The following is a 14,417-nucleotide window of genomic DNA, read 5'->3' as shown; positions in this document are numbered from 1 at the left end:
CGACGACCTTCAGGGATCTACGAGCGCTCGGACGACGCGCGTCGGCTCCAGACCGGCGTCGGCGCCCAGCTCCAGCACCTCGACGTCCTCCAGGCGATGCTTCCGGATCACCTTCTGCGCCGCGTCGATCTCCTCCGCGGCACGTCCGCCCTTCATGAGCAGCAGCGTGCCACCGCTCCGCACCAGGGGCGCGGTCAGCGGGATGAGCGTGCGCAGGGCCGAGACCGCTCGAGCCGTGACCTGGTCGAGGGGGAGGAGCGCCCCCGAGCCTGGCACCTCCTCGGCTCGAGCGCGCAGCACCGCCACGTTGTCGAGGCCCATCCGGTCGACCTCCGCCTGCAGCCAGTCGGTGCGGCGCTCCATCGGCTCGATCAGCGTCAGGTGCACGTCCGGCCGGGCGATCGCCAGCACGAGGCCTGGCAGTCCCGCCCCAGAGCCCACATCGCCGACCCGGCCCTCGAGCAGCGGAGCCAGCAACGCAGAATTGAGGATGTGTCGACTCCAAAGCTGCGGGAGCTCGCGGGGTCCGATCAAGCCGAGCAGCTCGCCCTTCGCCGCGAGCGACGCGGTGAACGATCGCGCCAGCTCGATCCGGTCGCCGAACAGCTGGGCGGCGGCGGCGGGCTCGTCCTCGAGCACCGGGGGAGCGGTGTCCGCCACGGGTTCAGGCGGGCAGGACGACGATGTGGCGCGCAGCGCCCTCACCCTCGGAGTCGCTCGTCAGCCCGAGCTCCCGCACCAGGTCGTGCACCAGCTTGCGCTCGTACGACGACATCGGCTCGAGGGCCACGCGGGGCTCCCCAGCCTCCAGCCTCGCTGCTGCGGCGTCGACCATCGCCTGCAGCTCCTCCGCGCGGGCGTCGCGCGACCCCGCGACGTCGAGCACGAGCCGCGAGAACTCACCGGTCTGCTGCTGCACCGCGAGGCGCGTCAGCTCCTGCAGCGCGGCCACGACGTCGGGCTTCGCGAGGCCACCGAGGTCGTCGCCGGCCTCACCCACGACGATCGTCGTGCGCATCTCGGTCTGCTCGATCTCGATGTCGCCGTCGAGGTCCGCGATGTCGAGCAGTCCCTCGACGTAGTCCGCGGCGATCTCGCCCTCGTCCAGCTGGCCCTGCGCCTCGACCTCGACGGTCGACTCCTGCTCCGTCATGCTCAGCCCTCTCGCTGCGACTTCGGCTTCTTGCCGCGCGGCTGTGCGCGCTGCGTCCTGAGGTCGATCTGCGCCTGCGTCTCGGTCGGCTCGGCCTCGTCGACGGCCGGCAGACCCATCCGCTGCCGCTTGCGCGCCATGCGCGCCTCGCGCGCGAGCGCGGCCTCGGAGCCGGGCGTGGGCAGCTTGTTGATGATGATGAGCTGCTGCACGAGCGTGTAGATGTTCGAGACGAGCCAGTAGAACATCGTGCCGAGCGGGAAGAGCCAGGCCGAGATGAGCAGGAAGACCGGGATGATGTACAGCAGGATCCGCTGCTGCCGGTACATCGGCGACTCCTTCATCGCCGGCGTCTGGTTCTTCGTCATGATCTGCAGCTGCGTGTAGAACTGCGTCGCGCACATGATGAGCGTCAGGATGACCGCGGTGATGATCACCGGGACGTTGCCCTCGGTGAAGCCCGCCTGCATCGTCTTGTGCAGCGGCACGATGCCGAACAGCGTCGACTCGCTGAACTTGATCGCCAGGTCCTGGGTCAGCAGGCCGACACCCGGACGGCGGTTGTTCGCGTCGGTCAGCACCTGCACCAGGCCGAGGAAGATCGGCATCTGGATCAGCAGCGGGAGGCACGAGGCGAAGGGGTTCGTGCCCGCCTTCCGGTAGGCCTCCATGGTCTCGCGCTGCATCGCCTCGCGGGAGAACTGGTCCTTCTTGCCCTTGTACTTCTTCTGGATGCGCTGGATCTCAGGCTGGATCTCGAGCGACTTGCGCGACGAGACGATCTGGCGCACGGTGAGCGGGATCATCGCGCTGCGGATGACGAGCACGAGGCCGACGATCGAGAGCACCCACGTCAGTCCCGAGCCCGGGTCGCCGCCGAGGGCGGTGACGATCCAGTGGAATCCGACCAGGATCGCCTCGATGACCCACTTGATGGGCCACATCAGCAGGGCGAAGATGTCCAAGCTGTCACTGCTCCTTGCGAGCGAGGACGAACCCCGCTCGAGTCGTTGCGAGCCGCGCGTGCGGCTCTGGGATGTCGTCCACTCCGCCGGCCGCCCAGGGATGGCAGCGGATGATGCGCCGAGCGCCCAACCAGATGCCGCGCACCACCCCGTGCTGCTGGATGGCCTGGAGGGTGTAGCTCGAGCAGCTGGGGTAGTAGCGGCACACGTCGCCGTAGAGCGGTGAGACCACCGCGCGGTAGGCGACGAGGATCGCGACGCAGATGTTGCGAGGGAGCAGCCACAGCCTCAGCAGGCTCCGACTCATGACCGACGCACCAGCAGCGGCGCAATGCCGGCCCTCAGTGTAGCGAAGTCAGCCTCGCCCGCCGGGGGGAGTGCGCGGATCACGATGTCGGCGGTCTCGATGCCGTCGAGCTCTGCTCGGACGATCTCGCTGAGCCGCCGCTTCACGCGGTTGCGGACCACGGCGTTGCCGACCTGCTTGGACACGATGAACCCGAAGCGGCTGACTGCCGCTTCGGGCTTCGCGCGGTGCACCACCGCGAGGGGGCCGCCCGCGCGGCGACCGGTGCGCACGATGCGACGGAAGTCGTCGCCGCGCATGATCCGGTTCGCCTTCGCGAGCACCTCGTGGGCTACGCGGAGAGCTCGGTGCGGCCCTTGGCGCGGCGCGCAGCGAGGATGGCGCGGCCGGCACGCGTGCGCATGCGGAGGCGGAAGCCGTGCTTCTTGGCGCGGCGGCGGTTGTTCGGCTGGAACGTACGCTTGCTCATGGTGGATCTCCCGTGGTCCGGCTCGATCGCCGGAAGTCGTCTGGTCGAGCCGCGAGGCTCGACGATGCGCCGCACGACGGGCGCGGCAACCTGACAACCATACGCGAGTCCTGGCCCTCGGTCAACGACGCCCACCCCCGCTGCACGCCACGCCGAGGTCATGACGCGAGGACTTGCACCCTGTGCGCTATGCGTGCAGACTCTGGGGATCCGCGCCGCGGCAGGTGCCCGGGGAGCAGTGCACGGCGTGGACGGCACACCCCATCACCTGTGGATAATGGTGTGGAAAGCACCGACCCTCCACAGCACCAGAAGAGGAACCGCATCCTGATGGCCCCGGACACCCGAACCGGACAGCTCTGGTCCTCCGTGCTGACGACACTCGAGGGCGATGCCCGGATTCCCCCGTCGTTGCGCGGATTCTTGGACCTCGTGGAGCCGCAGGGCGTCATGGGCTCGGTGCTGTACCTCGAGGTGCCGAACGACCTCACGCGCGACATGCTCGAGCAGCGGCTGCGCGTGCCGATCACCGATTCGCTTGTGGACAACGCTGTGGACATCGCGTCGTTCAAGATCGTCGTCAACCTCGAGCTCGAGCGCGAGGAGCCGCTGCCGGACGTCATCGACGATCCCACCGCCGAGCCCGTCGTCTCGCCGATCCCGTCGTTCGAGCGCGAGCCGTCCGAGCAGTCGTCCCGGCGCGTCGACTCGCGGCTCAACCCGAAGTACGTCTTCGACAACTTCGTCATCGGCGGCTCGAACCGGTTCGCGCACGCGGCAGCGCTCGCCGTCGCCGAGACGCCGGCCAAGGCGTACAACCCGCTCTTCATCTACGGTGACTCGGGCCTCGGCAAGACGCACCTCCTCCACGCGATCGGCCACTACGCCGAGGGCATGTACCCGGGCATCCGGGTGCGGTACGTGTCGAGCGAGGAGTTCACGAACGACTTCATCAACTCGATCGCCAACAACCTGAACCAGTCGTTCCAGCAGCGCTACCGCGAGGTCGACGTGCTGCTCATCGACGACATCCAGTTCCTGCGCGGCAAGGAGTCGACGCAGGAGGCGTTCTTCCACACCTTCAACACGCTGCACGACCACAACAAGCAGGTGGTCATCACCTCCGACGTGGCGCCGAAGCTGCTGCAGGGCTTCGAGGCCCGCATGGTGAGCCGCTTCGAGTGGGGCCTCATCACCGATGTCACCGCTCCCGACCTCGAGACCCGCATCGCGATCCTCCGCAAGAAGGCCGAGGCCGAGCGGATCCAGATCCCGCCGGAGGTGCTGTCGGTCATCGCCGACAAGGTGCAGTCGAACATCCGCGAGCTCGAGGGCACGCTCATCCGGGTCACCGCGTTCGCGAGCCTCAACCGCCTGCCGGTCACGATGGACCTCGCGCAGACGGTGCTCAAGGACCTCTTCTCCTTCGACGAGGAGGCGGTGGTGTCGCCGAGCGACATCATCAGCCACACGGCGGCCTACTTCCGGCTCACCGTCGAGGATCTGCACGGCTCATCCCGGTCGCAGACCATCGCGCTCGCGCGGCAGATCGCCATGTACCTGTGCCGCGAGATGACGAGCATGTCGCTGCCGAAGATCGGGCAGCTGTTCGGCAACCGCGATCACACCACCGTCATGTACGCGAACAAGAAGATCGAGAAGCTCATCCAGGAGCGCCGGTCGGTCTACACGCAGGTGACGGAGCTCACGTCGAGGATCCGGCAGCAGCAACGTTGACGGTCGAGTAGCAGCCGGCTTCCCGGCCGCGTATCGAGACCCGTCGGGCTCGGCCCCACATGCTGATCGAGGAGCACGGCCGGAGGCCGCGCGCATCGAGATCTCTTCCGTCGACCGCGGGGAGCGCTGTCCGCTGTGGCTGCTCGAGCACGGTTCAGCGGTGAGGTCTCGGTACGCGGCCGGCTTCGCCGGCTGCTACTCGACCTTGCGTGCTGCACGCAGAAGTCGTTCCTCCTTGCGCGCTCCGCACGCAACCCTCAACGTGCACTTCATGTGGTTCGGGTGTGGACGGCCACGGCGAGCCTGTGGAGAACCAGGCCTCGAGCTGTGGACGGCGGCCCGAGGCGCCGCCTCCGAGTCCACCGATCTGTGGACGCCCGTCAACAGCGGCTCAACATCTTCCAACGTTGTAGTTCCCAATCCAGGACCGGCGAGGAGGTGAGCGATCCACAGAACCCACAGGGGTTATGAATGACAGAGTTCTTGAGATGAGATCCGGCGAGTCACCAACCATGAGCGTCGGACCGGTGCGGGACCGCGGTCTGCGGATGACGAGCCTGTGCCAGAATCGACACCGCCGTGCACGCCCTGCCGTGCGGCCTCTGCCCAGCAGGGCCACGAGCAACCGAAGGAGGATGCCGAGTGAAGTTCGTCATCAATCGTGATGTCTTCAGCGACGCCGTGTCGTTCGCCGTGAAGCTGCTGCCGCAGCGGCCCACGATGCCGATCCTCAGCGGTGTCCGCATCGAGGCCACGCCCGACGGCGTCGTCTTCTCGTCCTTCGACTTCGAGTCCTCGGCCCGCACCTCGGTGCAGGCGGATGTCGACACCGAGGGCGTGGTGCTCGTCTCCGGCAAGATGATGAGCGACATCGCGGCGAAGCTGCCGCAGCGCGAGGTCCGCATCGAGGACGACGGCCAGAAGGTCTCGATCCGCTGCGGCAACGCCAACTTCTCGCTCGCGAAGATGCCGCTCGAGGAGTACCCGACCGTGCCGACCGTCGAGGGCCGCACCGGCGTCGTCGAGGGCAAGGCCTTCGCCGAGGCCATCGCGCAGGTCGCGATCTCGGCATCGCGCGAGGACGTCACGCCGGTCATCACGGGCGTGCAGCTCGAGGCCGCCGACAACGTGCTCACGCTCATCGCCACCGACCGCTACCGCGTCTCGGTGCGCAGCATCCCGTGGGACGCCGGCGACCAGACCGATGCGCTCACGTCGCTCGTGCCGGCTCGCACCCTCACCGAGGTCGGCCGCACGTTCGGCGGCGCCGACCGCATCGAGATCACGATGAGCGAGGCCGGCGAGCGCCAGCAGATCGCGTTCTCGACCGCCGACCGCACCGTGACGAGCCTGCTCATCAAGGGCAACTACCCGCCGGTGCGCCGCCTGTTCCCGGAGCAGGTCGAGCACCACGCCGTCGTGAACACGGCGGAGCTCGTCGACGCCACCCGGCGCGTGCAGCTCGTGCTCGACGCCGAGGCCGCCATCCGCTACACCTTCAGCGACGGCCAGGCGCAGCTCGAGGCGATCGGCTCCGAGCAGGCGCAGGCCTCCGAGATCATCGACGCCGTGCTCGAGGGCGGCGAGATCGTGCTCTCGATCAAGCCGCAGCTGCTCATCGACGGCATCCAGGCGACCCACTCGGAGTTCGTGCGCGTCGCGTTCACGCACTCCGAGAACACGAACAAGCCGGGCCCGATGCTCATCCGCGGCCAGACCTCGCGCGACGACGCCGAGGCCACCGACTTCAAGTACCTGCTGCAGCCCAACCTGCTGCTGCGCTAGCGAACCGGCGAGGGAGCACCATGACGCACATCGGCCTGATCGGGCTCGGCAAGATGGGCGGCAACATGCGCACCCGCCTGCGCGCCGCCGGCATCGAGGTGACCGGCTTCGACCGCAACCCCGAGGTCACCGACGTCGAGAGCGTCGACGCGCTCATCGCCGCCCTGCCGACGCCGCGCGTCGTGTGGGTGATGGTGCCCGCCGGCGAGATCACGGATGCCGTGGTCACCGAGCTCGGCGAGAAGCTCGAGGCGGGCGACCTGGTGATCGACGGCGGCAACTCCCGCTTCACCGAGGACGAGCGGCACGCCGCCCAGCTCGGCGAGCGGGGCATCCGCTTCGTCGACGTCGGCGTCTCCGGCGGCGTCTGGGGCCTCGAGAACGGCTACGGCCTCATGGTCGGCGGAGAGAAGGCCGACGTCGACTCGCTGCTGCCGGTCTTCGACGCGCTGCGCCCCGAGGGACCGCGCGAGGAGGGCTACGTGCACGCCGGCCCGACGGGCGCAGGCCACTACGTGAAGATGGTGCACAACGGCATCGAGTACGGCCTCATGCAGGCGTACGCCGAGGGCTTCGAGCTGCTCGAGCGCAAGGAGCTCGTGCACGACGTCGCCGGCAGCTTCAAGGCCTGGCAGCGCGGCACCGTCGTGCGCTCCTGGCTGCTCGACCTCATGGTGCGCGCGCTCGACGAGGACGACGACCTGTCCGAGATCGAGGGCTACGTCGACGACTCCGGCGAGGGACGCTGGACCGTGGAGGAGGCGATCGCCAACGCGGTGCCGATGCCCGCGATCTCGGCGTCGCTCTTCGCCCGCTTCGAGTCGCGCCAGGACGACAGCCCGGCCATGAAGGCCGTGGCCGCGCTGCGCAACCAGTTCGGCGGCCACGCGGTCAAGAAGGCCTAGGTGCGCGTCAGCCGACTCGCGCTGACCGACTTCCGCAACTATCGGGCGGCGGACGTCGTGTTCGAGTCCGGCGCGAACCTGCTGGTCGGGCGCAACGGCCAGGGCAAGACCAACATGGTCGAGTCGCTCGTGTGGATCGCGACCGGCTCGAGCCACCGGGTGCCGACCGACGTCGCGCTCATCCGTGCGGGGGAGCAGCGCGCGATCGTGCGCTGCTCGGTCACGAACGACGAGCGAGCCTTCCAGCTCGACGTCGAGCTCAACGCGCGCGGCGCCAACCGCGCGCAGGCGAACGGGCAGAACGTGCGCATCCGCGACCTGCCTCGCTACCTGCAGGCGGTGCTCTTCAGCCCCGAGGACCTGCAGCTCGTGCGCGCCGACCCCTCTGGCCGGCGGCGGTTCCTCGACGAGCTCGCGGTGATGCGCGCGCCGCGGCTCGCGGGCGTCCACAGCGACCTCGACCGCGTGCTGAAGCAGCGCAACTCCCTGCTGAAGAGCGCCCGTGCCGCACGGCTGCGCCCCGACGACCTCACCACGCTCGAGGTGTGGGACGGCAGGCTCATCGAGCTGGGGCTCGAGGTCACGCGCACCCGCCGCGCGCTCGTCGCCGACCTCGCGCCGCACGTCGATGCGTCATACCGGCTGGTCGCGGGGGATGAGCACGCGGCGAGGATCGCCCTCGTCACGAACGTGCCGGACGACGCGGATGCCTTCCGCGCGCTGCTCGCCGAGCGCCGGCGCGACGAGCTCGACCGCGGCGTGAGCCTCGTCGGGCCGCACCGCGACGACCTCGAGCTGCACCTCAACGACCTGCTCGCACGGCACTACGCGAGCCACGGGGAGTCCTGGTCGTTCGCCCTCGCGCTCAAGCTCGCCTCCGCGGAGCTGCTGCGCGACGGGTCGGGCGGCGACCCGGTGATGATCCTCGACGACGTGTTCGCCGAGCTCGACGCCGGTCGCCGGCAGCGGCTGGCGGAAGCGGCGGGAGGCTTCGAGCAGGTGCTCATCACCGCGGCCGTCGAGGACGACGTGCCGGATGCGCTGCGCGACCACCGCATCCGGATCGTCGGCGGCGAGGTGGTCGACGATGCGTGAGCTCGCGGCGACCGAGCCGGAGCGGGTCTGGCTGCGGCTCAAGGCCAAGCTCGGCGACCCCGAGATGGTCACGCGCGACGGCCGCCGGCGCTCCCGCCGCGAGCCCGGCGCATCCGTGCCGTTCGGCAAGGGTCGCGACCCGCGCGCGCTCGGCGACGTGCTCGTCGGCTTCGCCGACGACCGGGGCTGGACCGCGACGCTCGCACGCGCCGACGTGATCGCCCACTGGGGCGAGCTCGTGGGGGAGGAGAACGCGGATCGCACCGAGCCGGTGTCGTTCGACGAGGGCGTGCTCACCGTGCGCTGCGCCTCGACGGCCTGGACGCAGCAGATGCGGATCCTGCGCGCCGAGACGACGACCCGCATCCTCGCCCGCTTCCCGGACTGCGGCCTGCAGCGCGTCGAGTTCGTGGGGCCGAGCGTGCCGAGCTTCTCGAGGGGCCGCCGCTCCGTGCCCGGGCGGGGGCCGCGAGACACCTGGGGCTAGCCGGATAAGGTGTCAGACATCCGAGCTCGAGGAGGAGCGATGCCCAGGCCTTCGCGCACCCATGACGCCGTCGACCAGCTGCTCGACGCCATCATCGACGGGACGCTGACCGCGGGCGAGCAGCTGCCGCCCGAGGGCCAGCTCGCCACGGAGTTCGGCGTCTCGCGCCTCACGCTGCGCGAGGCCGTGCGCCTGCTGCAGGCCCAGGGTGTCATCGTGCAGGTGCCCGGCAGCCGGCATCGCATCGCCCCGGTCTCGGAGTGGACCGGCATGGATGCGGTGGTGCGCCACGCCCGCAGCGCCGGGCAGCGCCGGCGGTCATCGCTCGAGCTGCTCGAGGTGCGGGTGATGATCGAGACCGGCGCGGCGCAGCTCGCCGCCGAGCGCCGCACGGCCGAGCACCTCGACGCGCTCGAGTCGTCGCTGCAGCGGATGGTCGCGCACCACGAGGCGGACGAGGTCGACGCGTTCGTCGCGGCCGACCTCGAGTTCCACGAGACGATCCTGCACGCGGCCGAGAACCGCATCCTCATCGCGGCGATGCTGCCGCTCACCTCGATGCTCGCGGAGACCCGCGGGGAGACGAGCGCGGTGGCCGAGATCCGCGAGCATGCCATCGCCCAGCACGGCAAGCTGCTCGAGGCCATCCGCGCGGGCGTGCCGGTCGCGGCGAGGGATGCCATGTGGACGCACATGATGCAGACGCGCGACGACCTCATCGCCCTCGTCCTCGACTGAGACCGCGTCTTGACATCCGGCGCACACCGCTCGAAGATGTCTGATATCTGATCCGACCGCGCGCACCGCCTCGCGCCGTGGTCCCCGCGAACAAGGGAGTTCTCGTGCAGCTGAGCGAGCTGCTGGCCACCGCGCCGGCACCGATCGAGGTCGCAGCGGCCGATGTGGCCGCCGCGCGCAGCGACGACCTCGTCTTCGTCGTCCTCGACGACGACCCGACCGGCACGCAGTCCGTCGCCGGGCTCCCGGTGCTCACCCGCTGGGAGGCCGAGGACCTCGACTGGGCGCTCGCGCAGTCCGCCCCCGCCGTCTACGTGCTGACGAACACGCGCTCGCTCGGCGAGGACGATGCCGCCGCGCGCAACCGCGAGGTGGTGGCGGTCGCGGTCGCCGCAGCGGCCCGCGCGGGCAAGCGCGTGTCCTTCGTCAGCCGCAGCGACTCGACGCTCCGCGGCCACTTCCCGCTCGAGACCGCTGTGCTGAGCGCCGCCGCTGCCGAGCACGCGGGTGCCGCCCCGCACCTCACCATGCTTGTGCCCGCGTTCCCGGATGCGGGCCGCATCACCGTCGACGCCGTCCACTACTGGGTGGTCGACGGCGAGGCGACGCCGGTGGGGGAGACCGCCTTCGCGGCCGACGCGACGTTCGGCTACGCCTCGTCCGACCTGCGCGACTGGGTGGAGGAGAAGACCGGCGGGCGCATCCGCCGCGATGACGTCGCCGCCCTGACGCTCGGCGTGATCCGCGCCGGCACCGCTGCGGTCACCGACTTCCTCCGGGCGCTGCCGGCCGGCACGGTCGTCGCGGTCGACGCCGTCGACGAGCACGACATGCGCCAGGTCGCGCTCGCGCTCCACGCCCTCGACAAGGAGGGCGTCACGACGCTCCTCCGCATCGGCCCGCCCTACCTGCGCGCCCACATCGGCCAGGAGATCGCCGCGCCCGTCACCGCCGACCGCATCGAGATGGTCCACGAGCGCGGCGGCCTCGTGGTCGTCGGCAGCCACGTGCCGCTCACGACCGCGCAGCTCGAGGCGCTCCGCGCCGACCGCCCCGACACCGTGACGATCGAGCTCGACGTGCGCTCGCTCATCGACGAGCGCCGCGAGGCGCACCTGACGGAGCGCGCGGATGCGGTCGCGCACGCGATCGCCGCAGGCACCGTCATCGTGCACACGAGCCGCGAGCTCGTCACGGGCCGCGACGGCGCCGAGAGCCTCGACATCGCCCGACGCGTGTCGTCGGGGCTCGTCGAGCTCGTCGCCCGGGTGCTCGAGGCGGCGCCCCCGCGCTTCGTCATCGCGAAGGGCGGCATCACCTCGAGCGACGTCGCCTCGGAGGCGCTGCAGATCCGCCGCGCCGAGGTGGTCGGCCCGATGCTGCCCGGCATCGTCTCGCTGTGGCAGCCGCAGGTTGGGCCCGCCGTCGGCATCCCCTACGTCGTCTTCGCCGGCAACGTCGGCGAGCGCTCGTCGCTCGCGCTCGTCGTGCGCACGCTCGCCGGCTGAGCCGTGCCGACCACCACCCCGCTCGAGAGGCGCAGCATGACCACCACCGTCGCAGTGATCGGGCTCGGCGCCATGGGGCTGCCCATGGCGACCCGCCTCGCCGAGCGGTTCGACGTGCGGGGCTTCGACATCGCCGAGGCCCGGCTCGACCTGGCGGCGCAGCACGGCGTCGCGCCCGCGGCGTCGGCGGCCGAGGCGGTCGAGGGTGCCGAGGCGGTCATCGTCGCGGTGCGCACGGGCGAGCAGCTCCGCGACCTGCTCTTCGGCGACGAGGGCCTCGCCGAGCACCTGGCCGAGGGATCGGTCGTCATCCTCACGAGCACGGTCGGCACGGACGGCATCGCCGAGCTGGCTGCGCGGCTCACGTCGCTCGGCGCCGCCCTCGTCGACGCGCCGCTCTCCGGCGGACCCGTGCGGGCCGGCGAGGGAGACCTGCTCATCGTCGTCGGTGCGGCGCCCGCAGCGCTCGACACGGCGAGGCCCGTGCTCGAGCAGCTGTCGTCGACGCTCTCGGTCGTGGGCGACGAGCCGGGCGACGGCCAGGCGCTCAAGACGGTCAACCAGCTGCTGTGCGGCGTGCACATCGCCGCGGCCGCCGAGGCGCTCGCGCTCGCCGATGCCCTCGGGCTCGATCGGGAGCGCACGCTCGAGGCGCTCAGCGCCGGTGCCGCCGGCTCGTTCATGCTCGGCAATCGCGGCCCGCGTTCGCTGCAGGCCTACGACGATGGCGGCGCCGAGGTGCTCAGCCGGCTCGACATCTTCGTGAAGGACCTCGGCATCGTCGGCGACGCCGCGCGCAAGGCCCACCTGGCCGTGCCGGTGGCCGCCGCGGCCGAGCAGTTGTTCCTCCTGGGGGAGGCGCAGGGCCTCGGCGAGCTGGACGACTCCGCCGTCATCCGAGTCGTCGCGCCGACCCGTCGGAGCCCCTCCCGGGCGTGACGCGCGACCGGCTCGCGACCGAGCCGCGCGGCCGACCCGGTTCCGAGCGGGGGATCGTCCTCCGACGTGATCGTGCCCGAGGAGCCCGGTGGAGGCCTCCAGCGCCTCAGAACGCGACTTCGGCGGTGTGTTCTGGCCTCCGGCTCGGAGATCGTCCCGCAGAGGCGCGTTCATCGCAGCGCCGACCGCCGTTCCGGGGTAGAATCGGAGGGTTGCGCAGCCCCCGGTGGCCGCGCGGAAGGCGGACGCAGGAACGATGGCGAACGAGCAGGACGCACAGCCCGACGACCAGAGGGCGAAGCAGCCCGAGCAGGGCGACTACGGCGCCGACCAGATCCAGATCCTCGAGGGTCTCGAGGCGGTGCGCAAGCGCCCGGGCATGTACATCGGCTCGACCGGCCCCCGCGGCCTGCACCACCTCGTCTACGAGATCGTCGACAACGCCGTCGACGAGGCGCTCGCAGGGCACTGCGACAACATCGAGGTGACGATCCTGCCCGACGGCGGCGTCCGCGTCGCCGACAACGGCCGAGGCATCCCGGTCGACCCGCACTCGAGCGACCCCTCCAAGTCGACCGTCGAGGTCGTGCTCACCGTGCTCCACGCCGGCGGCAAGTTCGGCGGCGGCGGGTACGCGGTCTCCGGCGGCCTGCACGGCGTCGGCTCCTCGGTCGTGAACGCGCTCTCGTCGAAGCTCGAGGTCGAGATCCGCCGCCAGGGCAGCGTGCACCGGCAGGCGTTCGCCGTCGGCGTGCCCGTCGGCCCGCTCGTGACCGGCGAGGACGCCGACACCACCGGCACGACGCTGACGTTCTGGCCGAGCACCGAGATCTTCGAGACGGTCGAGTTCGACTACGAGACGCTCGCGAAGCGCTTCCAGCAGATGGCCTTCCTCAACAAGGGGCTGCGCATCGCGCTCGAGGACCTGCGCCCGGAGGCGCTCATCCAGCCCGACGGCGACGACAGCGCCGCGCCGGTCCAGCGCGCCGACGAGTTCCTCTACGAGCAGGGCCTCAAGGACTACGTCGCCTACCTCAACGAGTCGAAGAAGTCCGAGCCGGTGCACCCCGAGATCATCGACTTCGAGTCGGAGGACAAGGAGCGCCGCATCTCGGTCGAGATCGCGATGCAGTGGACCGGGTCCTACCAGGAGGCCGTCTACACCTACGCGAACACGATCAACACGCATGAGGGCGGCACGCACGAGGAGGGCTTCCGCGCGGCGCTCACCACGCTCGTCAACCGCTACGCGCGGCAGACGAACCAGCTCAAGGAGAAGGACGAGAACCTCACGGGCGAGGACGTGCGCGAGGGCCTCACGGCGATCGTCTCGGTCAAGCTCGGCGAGCCGCAGTTCGAGGGGCAGACGAAGACGAAGCTCGGCAACACCGAGGCGAAGTCGTTCGTCCAGCGCGTGACGGGCGAGCAGCTCGGGCACTGGTTCGAGTCGAACCCCGCCTCGGCCAAGGAGATCGTCCGCAAGGCGATCCAGGCGGGCATGGCGCGCCTCGCCGCCCGCAAGGCCCGCGAGCAGACGCGGCGCAAGGGGCTGCTCGAGTCGAGCGGCATGCCCGGCAAGCTCAAGGACTGCCAGTCGAAGGACCCGACCATCTCGGAGATCTTCCTCGTCGAGGGCAACTCGGCAGGCGGCTCCGCGGTGCAGGGGCGCGACCCCTACCGCCAGGCGATCCTGCCGCTGCGCGGCAAGGTGCTCAACGTCGAGAAGGCGCGGCTCGACCGCGCGCTCGGCAACGCCGAGATCCAGTCGATGATCACGGCGTTCGGCGCCGGCCTCGGCGAGGACTTCGACCCCGACAAGGCCCGCTACCACAAGATCGTGCTCATGGCCGATGCCGACGTCGACGGCCAGCACATCACGACGCTGCTGCTGACGCTGCTGTTCCGCTACATGCGGCCGCTCATCGACAAGGGCTACGTCTACCTCGCGGCGCCGCCGCTGTTCAAGCTGAAGTGGACGAACGCCGACCACGAGTACGCCTACAGCGACCGGGAGCGCGACGCGATGCTCGCGAGCGGCTCGGCCTCCGGCAAGCGCATCCCCAAGGACAACGGCGTGCAGCGCTACAAGGGCCTCGGCGAGATGAACTACTCGGAGCTGTGGGAGACGACCATGGACCCGAAGACCCGCACCCTCAAGCAGGTCACGATGGACGACGCCGCGGTGGCCGACTCGATGTTCTCGACCCTCATGGGCGAGGACGTCGACGCGCGACGCACCTTCATCCAGAAGAATGCCCGCGACGTGCGGTTCCTGGATATCTAAGAGCTGCCGCGCGTCGCGGGCAGGTCGAGTAGCACGGCGAAGCCG

At 70.4% G+C, this 14,417-nt stretch carries 15 protein-coding genes; 9 read left to right on the top strand and 6 right to left on the bottom strand.

Annotated elements, in window-relative coordinates:
* Positions 1–9: 9 nt before the first annotated feature.
* Genes rsmG through rpmH form a run of 6 tightly spaced genes read right to left on the bottom strand, consistent with a single transcriptional unit; the run spans position 10 to position 2,894 of the window.
* Positions 10–660, bottom strand: coding sequence for a 16S rRNA (guanine(527)-N(7))-methyltransferase RsmG (gene rsmG / locus EDD26_RS04910; RefSeq protein ID WP_123696682.1), 651 nt, complete (start codon positions 658–660; stop codon positions 10–12).
* A 4-nt stretch (positions 661–664) separates the two neighbouring features.
* The gene (locus EDD26_RS04905) at positions 665–1,153 is read right to left on the bottom strand and encodes a Jag family protein (protein ID WP_123696681.1); all 489 of its coding nucleotides are present in this window, start codon (positions 1,151–1,153) and stop codon (positions 665–667) included.
* A 2-nt stretch (positions 1,154–1,155) separates the two neighbouring features.
* Positions 1,156–2,118: a membrane protein insertase YidC gene (yidC, locus tag EDD26_RS04900; RefSeq protein ID WP_123696680.1), complete on the bottom strand. Its 963-nt coding sequence runs from the start codon at positions 2,116–2,118 to the stop codon at positions 1,156–1,158.
* Between the two features lie 4 nt (positions 2,119–2,122).
* The gene (gene yidD / locus EDD26_RS04895) at positions 2,123–2,425 is read right to left on the bottom strand and encodes a membrane protein insertion efficiency factor YidD (protein ID WP_123696679.1); all 303 of its coding nucleotides are present in this window, start codon (positions 2,423–2,425) and stop codon (positions 2,123–2,125) included.
* A complete protein-coding gene (gene rnpA, locus EDD26_RS04890) occupies positions 2,422–2,748 on the bottom strand; it encodes a ribonuclease P protein component (RefSeq protein WP_123696678.1) in 327 nt (108 codons plus the stop codon). Before rnpA ends, yidD begins: the two co-directional genes overlap by 4 nt.
* 8 nt (positions 2,749–2,756) lie before the next feature.
* Entirely contained in the window at positions 2,757–2,894 is a 138-nt protein-coding gene (gene rpmH, locus EDD26_RS04885; RefSeq protein WP_071299798.1) for a 50S ribosomal protein L34, read from the bottom strand.
* A 330-nt stretch (positions 2,895–3,224) separates the two neighbouring features.
* On the opposite strand from rpmH, the gene dnaA reads away from it, so the two are divergent.
* The 9 genes from dnaA (at position 3,225) to gyrB (ending at position 14,372) form a co-directional block, all read left to right on the top strand.
* Positions 3,225–4,631, top strand: a complete 1,407-nt coding sequence (gene dnaA / locus EDD26_RS04880) for a chromosomal replication initiator protein DnaA (protein WP_123696677.1) — start codon at positions 3,225–3,227, stop codon at positions 4,629–4,631.
* 642 nt (positions 4,632–5,273) lie between these two features.
* On the top strand, positions 5,274–6,416 hold the full coding sequence (gene dnaN / locus EDD26_RS04875; RefSeq protein ID WP_123696676.1) for a DNA polymerase III subunit beta: 1,143 nt from the start codon (positions 5,274–5,276) through the stop codon (positions 6,414–6,416).
* Positions 6,417–6,436: 20 nt separating this feature from the next.
* Entirely contained in the window at positions 6,437–7,321 is an 885-nt protein-coding gene (gnd, locus tag EDD26_RS04870; RefSeq protein ID WP_123696675.1) for a phosphogluconate dehydrogenase (NAD(+)-dependent, decarboxylating), read from the top strand.
* Positions 7,322–8,416, top strand: a complete 1,095-nt coding sequence (recF, locus tag EDD26_RS04865) for a DNA replication/repair protein RecF (protein WP_123696674.1) — start codon at positions 7,322–7,324, stop codon at positions 8,414–8,416.
* Positions 8,409–8,903 carry a DciA family protein gene (locus tag EDD26_RS04860; protein WP_170165534.1) on the top strand — a complete coding sequence of 165 codons (495 nt, stop codon included), beginning with the start codon at positions 8,409–8,411 and terminating at the stop codon, positions 8,901–8,903. Before recF ends, EDD26_RS04860 begins: the two co-directional genes overlap by 8 nt.
* A gap of 39 nt (positions 8,904–8,942) precedes the next feature.
* A complete protein-coding gene (locus EDD26_RS04855) occupies positions 8,943–9,641 on the top strand; it encodes a FadR/GntR family transcriptional regulator (RefSeq protein WP_123696672.1) in 699 nt (232 codons plus the stop codon).
* A gap of 104 nt (positions 9,642–9,745) precedes the next feature.
* Positions 9,746–11,149, top strand: a complete 1,404-nt coding sequence (locus EDD26_RS04850) for a four-carbon acid sugar kinase family protein (protein ID WP_123696671.1) — start codon at positions 9,746–9,748, stop codon at positions 11,147–11,149.
* 36 nt (positions 11,150–11,185) lie between these two features.
* Entirely contained in the window at positions 11,186–12,088 is a 903-nt protein-coding gene (locus tag EDD26_RS04845) for an NAD(P)-dependent oxidoreductase (RefSeq protein ID WP_123696670.1), read from the top strand.
* A 256-nt stretch (positions 12,089–12,344) separates the two neighbouring features.
* Positions 12,345–14,372, top strand: coding sequence for a DNA topoisomerase (ATP-hydrolyzing) subunit B (gyrB, locus tag EDD26_RS04840; protein WP_123696669.1), 2,028 nt, complete (start codon positions 12,345–12,347; stop codon positions 14,370–14,372).
* Positions 14,373–14,417 lie beyond the last annotated feature (45 nt).

Source organism: Agrococcus jenensis (assembly GCF_003752465.1).
Lineage (GTDB): Bacteria > Actinomycetota > Actinomycetes > Actinomycetales > Microbacteriaceae > Agrococcus > Agrococcus jenensis.
Note: the sequence above shows the minus strand (reverse complement) of the source record. Positions and strands in the feature narration are given on the sequence as shown.

Bases quoted from the DNA above. Each gene is read 5' to 3' on its own strand.
- EDD26_RS04905 (WP_123696681.1), bottom strand. From the start codon at position 1,153: ATGACGGAGCAGGAGTCGACCGTCGAGGTCGAGGCGCAGGGCCAGCTG.
- yidD (WP_123696679.1), bottom strand. From the start codon at position 2,425: ATGAGTCGGAGCCTGCTGAGGCTGTGGCTGCTCCCTCGCAACATCTGC.
- rpmH (WP_071299798.1), bottom strand. From the start codon at position 2,894: ATGAGCAAGCGTACGTTCCAGCCGAACAACCGCCGCCGCGCCAAGAAG.
- dnaA (WP_123696677.1), top strand. From the start codon at position 3,225: ATGGCCCCGGACACCCGAACCGGACAGCTCTGGTCCTCCGTGCTGACG.
- gnd (WP_123696675.1), top strand. From the start codon at position 6,437: ATGACGCACATCGGCCTGATCGGGCTCGGCAAGATGGGCGGCAACATG.
- EDD26_RS04860 (WP_170165534.1), top strand. From the start codon at position 8,409: ATGCGTGAGCTCGCGGCGACCGAGCCGGAGCGGGTCTGGCTGCGGCTC.
- EDD26_RS04855 (WP_123696672.1), top strand. From the start codon at position 8,943: ATGCCCAGGCCTTCGCGCACCCATGACGCCGTCGACCAGCTGCTCGAC.
- EDD26_RS04845 (WP_123696670.1), top strand. From the start codon at position 11,186: ATGACCACCACCGTCGCAGTGATCGGGCTCGGCGCCATGGGGCTGCCC.
- gyrB (WP_123696669.1), top strand. From the start codon at position 12,345: ATGGCGAACGAGCAGGACGCACAGCCCGACGACCAGAGGGCGAAGCAG.